The following is an 8,463-nucleotide window of genomic DNA, read 5'->3' on the forward strand; positions in this document are numbered from 1 at the left end:
TTCATGACCTTGAAAGTCGGTATTAATGGCTTTGGCCGCATTGGCCGCTTGGTACTACGGGCGGGTCTCGCCTACGACAATATTCAGTTTGTCGGTATTAACGATCTCGTGCCTGCAGATAACCTTGCCTACCTCTTTAAGTACGATTCCACCCACGGCATTTATCCGGGGACCGTCAAGGCAACGGCAGAGGGCATCGAAATTGATGGTAAGTTCATTCCCTGTACGGCCATTCGCCATCCCGCAGAACTGCCTTGGGGATCAGTTGGCGCAGATTACATCGTTGAGTCCACTGGCCTATTTACTGGCTATGAGGGGGCGGCGCAGCATTTACAAGCTGGTGCCAAGCGGGTGGTGATTTCAGCCCCCACCAAGGATGCCGATAAGGTGAAAACCATTGTCGTCGGTGTTAATGATGCGGCCTTTGATCCAGCGGTGGATGTGATTGTCTCCAATGCCAGTTGCACCACGAATTGCTTGGCACCGGTGGCCAAGGTACTCCATCAAACCTTTGGGCTAGCTGAGGGCTTGATGACCACAGTGCACTCTGTCACCGCAACCCAACCGACGGTGGATGGTCCCAGTAAGAAGGATTGGCGCGGCGGCCGGGGCGCTGGCCAAAATATTATTCCTGCGTCTACCGGAGCTGCTAAAGCGGTGACACTGGTGTTGCCCGAACTCAAGGGTAAGTTGACGGGGATGGCCTTCCGCGTTCCCACGCCCGATGTGTCGGTGGTGGATTTGACCTTCAAAACTGAGAAGGCCACGAGCTATGACGAGATTTGTGCGGCAATGAAGGCAGCGGCTGAGGGAGAACTCAAGGGGATTCTCGGCTATACCGAAGAGGCGGTGGTTTCCAGTGATTTTATCGGTGATGGCCGCTCCAGTATTTTTGATGCCACAGCAGGGATCCAACTCAATGCCAATTTCTTTAAGGTGGTGGCTTGGTACGACAATGAGTGGGGCTATTCCTGCCGTGTGGTGGATCTACTCAAACTGATGGCCGCTAAGGATGGTCTGCTCTAGCGACCCAAGTCATGGAGACTGTGGATCACTTCGCAGCAGTGCTGAGTGACTGCTTCTAGGGCGGCGCGATCGCCCGAAGTTGGCGGTGGAATGGGAGCACCAATGCGCACTGTAAGGGGAACGGGTCGGGGAAACGTCCCTTTCTTGAGAATGTCCTGTGTCCCCCAAAGGCATACAGGTAAGAGGGGGGCTTGGGCCTTGGCAGCAATTAGCGCTGCCCCGAGTTTCGGGTCATCAATACGGCCATCCTTGGTGCGGCTGCCCTGCAAAAAGACCCCCACCGCCCAACCCTGTTCTAGGGCTTTGAGAGCAGCCTGCAATGCGCGGCGATCGCCCGCTCCCCGCTTCACAGGATAGGCACCATACCACCGAATCAATGTCCGAAAAATGGGAATCTGGAACAATTCCTCCTTGGCCATCCAAGCCACCGGTCGGCGCACACAGTTGGAAATCAGGGGTGGATCAAAGTAGCTGGCATGATTGGCCACCACCACCAGCGGTCCTCGCAGGGGTACCTGATGGGCACCATAGATGCGCCCGCGAAAATAGGTGTGCAGGAGTGGACTCACCACTGACCATTTGAAAAGATGGTAGAGGAGCAGGCTGATCAGCGGTTCGCGATCGCGACTCACCCAAGGCTCTCCAAACTAGCGATCGTGGCAATACTGGTAACGGTGATCTCTGGGGTAGTGCGTTTAACCAAGCCTGCCAATACGTTGCCGGGGCCAATTTCAAGGGCTTGGGTCACCCCCACTGCCGCAAGGGCATGACAGGTTTCCACCCACCGCACAGAACCCGTCATCTGCGATCGCAACCGTGCCTTGATCACCGCTGCATCCGTTGTCGGTTCAGGTTCGACATTGTTCAAAACGGGAAAGATCGCCTCGTGGAAGGTGCACTCCGCCAGCAGCGTAGCAAACGTGGCTGCGGCCTCCGCCATAAAGGGGGAATGAAACGCCCCACTCACATTCAAGGGAACCGCTCGCTTCACCTTAACTTTGCCGAGTACCGCGTCCACCGCTGACGGCAGCCCCGAAATCACCACCTGCCCTGGATGGTTATCATTGGCCAGAACCACATTGGCTGTGCTGGCGATCGCCTCTTGCAACTGCTTGCGGTCAAAGCCCATCAAGGCCACCATCTTACCCCCGCCAGCGGCATTCATCAGTTCGGCTCGCCGCTGCACTAACTTCAGTCCTGTTGTAAAGTCAAAAACCTCCGCCGCATAGAGGGCAACATATTCGCCGAGACTATGCCCCGCGACAAAGTCCGCTTTTGCCCCCCGTTCCTTGAGAGCATCCACAAGCAGGCTCTCCACCAGAAACAAACTGGGCTGGGTATAGAGGGTTTGATCTAAATCACCGATACGACCTGCACAGCAGTCAATGACCGACCACCCCAAAATAGCTGCTGCCTGTTCGCACCGCTCCTTGGCTGGGGGATAGGCCGTCAGCAAATCCGCCATCATTTCTGGATGTTGCGACCCTTGGCCGGGAAATAACCATGCTGTCTTTGTCATCGGCAGTGCTCAACTCGAACCGCAATCTACTTTACCCGATTTGGGATGTCCGTTATACTAGAAAATTGTCGAGAAAAACCTGCCCCTTTTATCTCCATAGGCTGACATGATTAAACTGCGTCTTAAACGCTACGGCAAAAAACGGAACGCCACCTATCGGATTGTGGCCATGAATAATACGGATCGCCGCGATGGACGTGCCCTCGAAGAATTGGGCTTCTACGATCCGATCCGGGATGAGGTGCGCCTTAAGGAAGAGGCGATTAAGCGGCGTTTGGCGCAGGGCGCACAACCCACAGATACCGTCCGGCGGCTCTTTGTCAAAGCGAATCTTCTCCCTGAAACTGCCAAAAAATAGGCAATGACTGAGTCGGCTGCCCCCAACTATGCTGCCTTGATTCGCTTCCTGCTTGAACCCTTTATGGAAGCACCAGAAACCCTACGGCTCCATGCGGAATTTTCCCCTGCCAATTCTCGCATTTGGGTACGCCTTGCCTTTGCTGGCGAGGATAAGGGGCGGGTCTATGGCCGTGGCGGTCGCAATCTCCATGCTATTCGAGCGGTTCTACAGGCTGCTGCCCAAGCCGCTGGTCAGCAGGTTTACTTAGATGTTTATGACGATGCCAAAAGTACGCCTAAAATAGATCATCAAGGGAGCGATCGCCCCCGGCGATCCCGTCGTCGTTCTTATCCATCATTAAGGAGGCAAAGTTAGCGCGTGTCTGAAGTGCGTTTAGGTGAAAACGAATCCATTGAGTCCGCTCTACGGCGATTCAAGAAAAAAATCCAAAAAGCGGGCATTCTTTCGGAAGTCAAACGGCGTGAACGTTACGAAAAACCCAGCCTACGCCGCAAACGCAAACAGGAGGCCGCCCGCAAGCGCAATCGCTAAGCCTTGGGTATGACCACGAGGGAAAGTCTCACGATTGACCTCCACAGCACTGAGAGTGCGATCGCCCTTGTCGGTGAGCAAGAAGCCAACCTCCGCATCTTTGCCGCCCAAACAGGGGCGACTCTTGTTTTAAGGGGGCGGGATCTCTACATCACCGGCACCCCTGCTCAAATCCAACTCTGCCAACAACTGATTCAAGACCTCGGTACCCTTTGGCGCGAGGGGCGTCCTGTGTCCGGGGTAGATATTCTCACCGTCCGCCATGCCTACGATACCCAACAGCGGGAAGCCCTCCAAGAGCTGCAACGGGATATTCTGGCTCGCACCCGCCGCGGCGAGATTATCCGTGCCAAAACCTTTCGCCAGCGCCAGTACATTCAAGCGATTCGCAGCCATACGCTCACCTTTGGCATTGGCCCAGCGGGCACCGGCAAAACCTTCTTGGCCACTGTCCTAGCGGTACAAGCGCTGCTGTCAGGTACCTATGAGCGGTTGATTTTGACACGGCCTGCGGTGGAAGCGGGGGAGCGGCTCGGCTTTTTGCCGGGAGACTTACAGCAAAAAATTGATCCCTACTTGCGTCCCCTCTACGATGCCCTCTACGAACTAGTGGAGCCAGAGAAAATTAGCAACCTGATGGAGCGGGGGGTGATTGAAGTGGCCCCCTTGGCCTATATGCGAGGGCGTACCCTGAATAATGCCTTTGTCATCCTCGATGAGGCCCAGAACACCACCCCTGCCCAGATGAAAATGGTGCTAACCCGCATTGGTTTTAACTCCCGCCTGGTGGTGACCGGGGATTTGACGCAAACCGATCTACCAGAACATCAAACCTCCGGCCTTAATGTGGCCACAAAAATTCTCCAAGATGTCGAAGGGATCGCGTTTTGTTATCTAACCAAGGGGGATGTGATTCGCCATCCCCTGGTCGAGCGAATTATTGATGCCTACGATCGCCATGAGCAGGCACTCCTAACTAAGCCAAAAGAGCGCGCATCTGGGCGTAGCGATCGCTCAGCCAAGGCCAATTAACCACCTGCCACCAAGCCTCTAGGTACTGATCGCGACGGTTGCGATAGGTCAGGTAGTAGGCATGCTCCCACAAATCATTGCCTAAGATCGGCACTTGCCCTTGCATGAGCGGAGAATCTTGGTTCAGTGTGGTAGTAATGGCCAGATTCCCTTGGGGTGTCAGCACAAGCCAGACCCAGCCGCTGCCAAAGTGCTTCAGACCCGCCTGCTGAAACTGGGTTTGAAACTCTGAGAACGAACCAAAGGTGGCTGCAATTGCTGTGGCCAACTCCCCCATCGGTTCACCGCCACCATTCGGTGCCATACTTTGCCAAAAGAGGGAATGGTTGGCATGGCCGCCGCCGTGGTTGCGTACGGTTTTTTGGATGGCGGTGGGTAGTTGGTGAATGTGGCGCAGTAAATCCTCAATGGGTAGCCCGTGCCATTGACGGTAGGGCGTCAGTGCCTTGTTTAGAGTGTTGATATAGGCCCCATGGTGTTTGTTGTGGTGGAGCTGCATCGTCTCCGCATCAATCACTGGCTCTAGGGCATCATAGCCGTAGGGCAAAGGCGGCAGCGTATAAATTTCTGACGGCTCACCTTCAGCCACGGCTGGGCGCGATCGCAACCAGAGTGTAGCGGCACTGCCGACAAGGAGGCCGAGGGTTTGACGACGGGTTAGGGGCATAGCGAGTACGTCAAATGTTAAATGTTCCTGCTAATAATCTAAGCCCCTCAGGATTATTCTTGGCGCAGCAGAAGTTGTTGAGCTTGGCTGGGGGTCAAAAGTTGGCCATCCACTTCAATTTGCAGCACTTTGCCAGGAGATGGTTGCAGCGTCGTACTGGCCTCGCGGCGATTCTTAAAACGCCACTGATTTTGCCAAAGGCGGTTCATTTCTGACAATTCAAAGGCAGTGGTTGGGGAAATAGGATTAAAGATCGGGGGCAGGGGAGTCGCCAACGTGGCCAAGGGATAACATATTCCCAGCCACACCGCGCTCAACAGCAGTGGACGAGTCATGAATCAATACCTCTCGGGAGCGATCGCAAATAATTTTTACAGTCGTCTTGTTCTAACCGTTTGTTTTTTCACCAATGTCAGTCCTAGTTCTTATCTTATTGTATCCTCTGGAACTAAAGCCGTTTTTGGGTTTTTTCCCTCCTACTGAAGCCTTGAGGCTACCAAGCTTCTCCATTGTTTCCTAAGTTAGGAGGGTAGGGCATACGCATCAGTTGGTTGGCAATTATCAGTCAAGAATGACACAGGCATACACCCCTGAAGATGTTTGGCGATTATTGGCGGAGCTACTAGAGGCTCAAAAGGAAACAGAACGCCAATTTCAGGAAACGGATCGGCTTTTTCAAGAGACTGAACGGCGATAAAAAATGATGGGCGTGATTCGCCGATATCATAAAGCTTTTTCCAGTGTGAAAAAATTGTGGTGCAGCCCCATATCCCCTACTTGATTCGCCGCAGGAAGCAAGGTGGAGAAAGAGGTCCGTCCCACACATTTGTACATTTGTGACCTAGGCAGCGCGTTTGACCAAGGAGCGAATGACGTTGTCTTTCATCATCAATAGGCGAGAGGCTTGCAACAGTAGCTCACGAGCTTCCTGAAGGCTCATGGTACTCACTTGTTCCTCCATCACGCGCATTTGAAACTCCTGTTCAAAGCTGAGGTCAACATTCAGTTCGGGGAAGCGTTGCTCCATAGAACGTACTCCTTACGCCAGGTTATCGGCCATACGTGTTAAAAAATATAACAAACACATTGACAAAGTTGCCATTCAATGAATATCACCCGTGCAAAGGATAAAATGTTCAGCATGAACGATTTCACTAAATTCTCGATCGCTTTCACAAACGAGACCTGATAGACTGAGCTAAAACTCAAGTTCGATGATGAGGACGGCAAGATGCGGTTGGCAGACGTCGCTGAACGGTTTGGGGCAACCCTCGACTGTCCAGAGCAGGGCGATCGCCCAGTGTTGGGGGTAGCCCCTTTAGAAACAGCAACAGCCACGGATATCTCTTTTCTGGCCAATCCTAAGTACAGCGCCCTGTTGCGGACAACGGAAGCGGCTGCTGTATTTGTCCGTCCTGATTTTCAAGGGGAGGCAGCCTGTCCCCTGCTGCGGGTGCCCCATCCCTACCTTGCCTTTGCCAAATGTATTGAATGGTTTTATCCGCAACCCAAACCTACTGCCAAAATTCACCCGACGGCAATTCTGGGAGCCGATGTCGTCTTGGGAGCTGAGGTGACCATTGGTGCCTATACGGTCATTGGCGATCGCGTGCGCATTGGGGATCGCACCGTTATTGATAGTCATTGCACGCTCTACGATGATGTGGTGGTTGGCGCCGATTGCCGTATCTACAGCCACTGTGCCCTGCGGGAGCGGGTACAATTGGGCGATCGGGTCATCCTGCAAAATAGTGTTGTCCTAGGCGGTGATGGCTTTGGCTATGTGCCCCTGCCCGATGGTCGCCACTATAAAATTCCGCAAGTGGGTACCGTAGTCATTGGCAATGATGTCGAAATTGGTGCTGGCACAACGATTGATCGCGCCACTCTCGGAGAGACCACTGTGGCGAATGGCACGAAGATTGATAACCTGACGATGGTGGCTCACAACTGTACCATTGGTGAAAATGCGATTCTCTGTGCCCAAGTGGGCTTAGCGGGTTCGACCCACATTGGTCATCATGTGGTTCTGGCTGGACAGGTGGGGGCAGCGGGTCATTTGACCATTGGCGATCGCACCATTGTCTCCGCCAAATCCGGCATCAGTACCTCTGTCCCCCCAGATAGCCGCATGGGGGGGATTCCGGCGATGGATCAAACCCTCTACCTCAAGGTTTCAGCCGCAGTGAAGCAACTGCCGGATCTCCTCAAGCGAGTGCGCAAATTGGAAGCAAAGGTGGGGGAATAAGCATAGATACGCTAGCCAGCCTCTATAGTGGAACTAAGGGCTAGGGTTGCCTTTTTGATCGTTCCCCATGGGGTGAAGGGCAATGGGTCACACAAATCTGCGACACTAAAGCTTATGACTCCTCCAGCAGCCATTCGATTACTGCCCAGTGATCAGAAATTGTTCCAAGCGCTCCTTGGCTACCAAGAACTAACGACCAAGGCAGAAAAACAGGCGGCCTTACTTTCTTTGCTGCAGCGAGATCGCGCCCAAGTCATTGTCAAAAGTATTGCCCAAGCTGCCTTTCCCCAAACTGCCTTTAACGTCGCCCTCTGGATGCTCAACCACGACTTGGTGACGCTAGATTGGCTCTACGACATCACCTACCGCATTTCGACCCAAGGCTGCCAAGAAACGATTGATCTGCGCTTGCTCTACAGCAGCCTCAAACACATCAGTCCGGGGGATGCAGCCATTGTCTTGGGTCAAACCGATGCTGCCCTTAAGGCCATTCGCCTTGATGACTTGGATCTGGCAACCTTGGTTACGACATTGGAACCCGGAGTGGCTATTAGTTTGCTTTCTTGGTTTGTCACCTTTAAGAAAATCACGACGGTGGATCTGGAATACATCAGCCAAATTGTCCAGAAGGTGAAACCTACTGCCGAATCGCCCCAAGAGACCACTGAGATTCACTCCCAACCCCTCGTCCCTGAACCCCACATCATTGAAGTCACCCTTGAAGACAAATTGCTGGATTTGAATTTGCAATTGGGGGGAACAGAAACAGAGATTCTACCCAAGGTTTTGGATCGCTTTTTATTTCGGCGCACCCGTGAAGATAAGGTGGTCTATCGTCCCAATACACAGGTGGTCCGCCTCGCCTGCGTCGGAGAAGAACGCCGCGACATTCCTGTGCCAGTGCGCAGTGCCAAAACATGGCCACCGGGAGTCTATGTGATCTATCGCGAGCAGGAGTCGCTCCAACTGATGCGCTTGCCGGATAACGAATTCTACGAAATTTTGCCCTTCGGGCCTGATCCCTATCTGCGCGCCGAAACGATCGCCCGCATGGTCAAGGAAGGACAGCGCTAGTTATA

13 protein-coding genes are annotated in these 8,463 nt (G+C 53.5%); 8 read left to right on the plus strand and 5 right to left on the minus strand.

Annotation, left to right across the window (positions count from 1 at the left end):
* Positions 1-3 precede the first annotated feature (3 nt).
* Positions 4-1,026, plus strand: a complete 1,023-nt coding sequence (gene gap, locus IGQ15_RS11025; protein ID WP_297051721.1) for a type I glyceraldehyde-3-phosphate dehydrogenase — start codon at positions 4-6, stop codon at positions 1,024-1,026.
* On the opposite strand, the gene IGQ15_RS11030 is transcribed toward gap, so the two are convergent.
* Positions 1,023-1,658, minus strand: a complete 636-nt coding sequence (locus tag IGQ15_RS11030; protein WP_297051723.1) for a lysophospholipid acyltransferase family protein — start codon at positions 1,656-1,658, stop codon at positions 1,023-1,025. The genes gap and IGQ15_RS11030 overlap by 4 nt on opposite strands.
* Positions 1,655-2,545 carry an ACP S-malonyltransferase gene (gene fabD / locus IGQ15_RS11035; RefSeq protein WP_297051724.1) on the minus strand — a complete coding sequence of 297 codons (891 nt, stop codon included), beginning with the start codon at positions 2,543-2,545 and terminating at the stop codon, positions 1,655-1,657. Before fabD ends, IGQ15_RS11030 begins: the two co-directional genes overlap by 4 nt.
* A 106-nt stretch (positions 2,546-2,651) precedes the next feature.
* Here fabD and rpsP point away from each other — a divergent pair, with 106 nt between their 5' ends.
* From rpsP to IGQ15_RS11055, 4 genes are read left to right on the plus strand one after another with little or no spacing between them, the layout of a single operon-like run.
* On the plus strand, positions 2,652-2,903 hold the full coding sequence (gene rpsP / locus IGQ15_RS11040; protein WP_149819178.1) for a 30S ribosomal protein S16: 252 nt from the start codon (positions 2,652-2,654) through the stop codon (positions 2,901-2,903).
* A gap of 3 nt (positions 2,904-2,906) precedes the next feature.
* Positions 2,907-3,260, plus strand: coding sequence for a KH domain-containing protein (locus IGQ15_RS11045; protein ID WP_297051726.1), 354 nt, complete (start codon positions 2,907-2,909; stop codon positions 3,258-3,260).
* Positions 3,261-3,263: 3 nt separating this feature from the next.
* On the plus strand, positions 3,264-3,437 hold the full coding sequence (rpsU, locus tag IGQ15_RS11050; RefSeq protein WP_015126245.1) for a 30S ribosomal protein S21: 174 nt from the start codon (positions 3,264-3,266) through the stop codon (positions 3,435-3,437).
* Positions 3,438-3,446: 9 nt separating this feature from the next.
* On the plus strand, positions 3,447-4,469 hold the full coding sequence (locus tag IGQ15_RS11055; RefSeq protein ID WP_297051730.1) for a PhoH family protein: 1,023 nt from the start codon (positions 3,447-3,449) through the stop codon (positions 4,467-4,469).
* Here IGQ15_RS11055 and IGQ15_RS11060 read toward each other — a convergent pair.
* The gene (locus tag IGQ15_RS11060) at positions 4,414-5,136 is read right to left on the minus strand and encodes a superoxide dismutase (RefSeq protein ID WP_297051732.1); all 723 of its coding nucleotides are present in this window, start codon (positions 5,134-5,136) and stop codon (positions 4,414-4,416) included. The genes IGQ15_RS11055 and IGQ15_RS11060 overlap by 56 nt on opposite strands.
* A 53-nt stretch (positions 5,137-5,189) precedes the next feature.
* On the minus strand, positions 5,190-5,471 hold the full coding sequence (locus IGQ15_RS11065; RefSeq protein WP_297051734.1) for a hypothetical protein: 282 nt from the start codon (positions 5,469-5,471) through the stop codon (positions 5,190-5,192).
* A gap of 236 nt (positions 5,472-5,707) precedes the next feature.
* On the opposite strand from IGQ15_RS11065, the gene IGQ15_RS11070 reads away from it, so the two are divergent.
* A complete protein-coding gene (locus IGQ15_RS11070; protein WP_297051735.1) occupies positions 5,708-5,833 on the plus strand; it encodes a hypothetical protein in 126 nt (41 codons plus the stop codon).
* 144 nt (positions 5,834-5,977) lie between these two features.
* Here the strand turns inward: IGQ15_RS11070 and IGQ15_RS11075 are convergent, their stop codons facing one another.
* Positions 5,978-6,163, minus strand: a complete 186-nt coding sequence (locus tag IGQ15_RS11075; protein ID WP_297051737.1) for an NblA/ycf18 family protein — start codon at positions 6,161-6,163, stop codon at positions 5,978-5,980.
* 204 nt (positions 6,164-6,367) lie between these two features.
* Here IGQ15_RS11075 and lpxD point away from each other — a divergent pair, with 204 nt between their 5' ends.
* The gene (gene lpxD, locus IGQ15_RS11080; RefSeq protein WP_297051739.1) at positions 6,368-7,384 is read left to right on the plus strand and encodes a UDP-3-O-(3-hydroxymyristoyl)glucosamine N-acyltransferase; all 1,017 of its coding nucleotides are present in this window, start codon (positions 6,368-6,370) and stop codon (positions 7,382-7,384) included.
* A gap of 114 nt (positions 7,385-7,498) precedes the next feature.
* On the plus strand, positions 7,499-8,458 hold the full coding sequence (locus IGQ15_RS11085; protein WP_297051741.1) for a hypothetical protein: 960 nt from the start codon (positions 7,499-7,501) through the stop codon (positions 8,456-8,458).
* Positions 8,459-8,463: the final 5 nt, after the last annotated feature.

The organism is Thermosynechococcus sp. M98_K2018_005 (assembly GCF_015295825.1).
In the GTDB taxonomy this organism is placed as follows: Bacteria; Cyanobacteriota; Cyanobacteriia; order Thermosynechococcales; family Thermosynechococcaceae; genus Thermosynechococcus.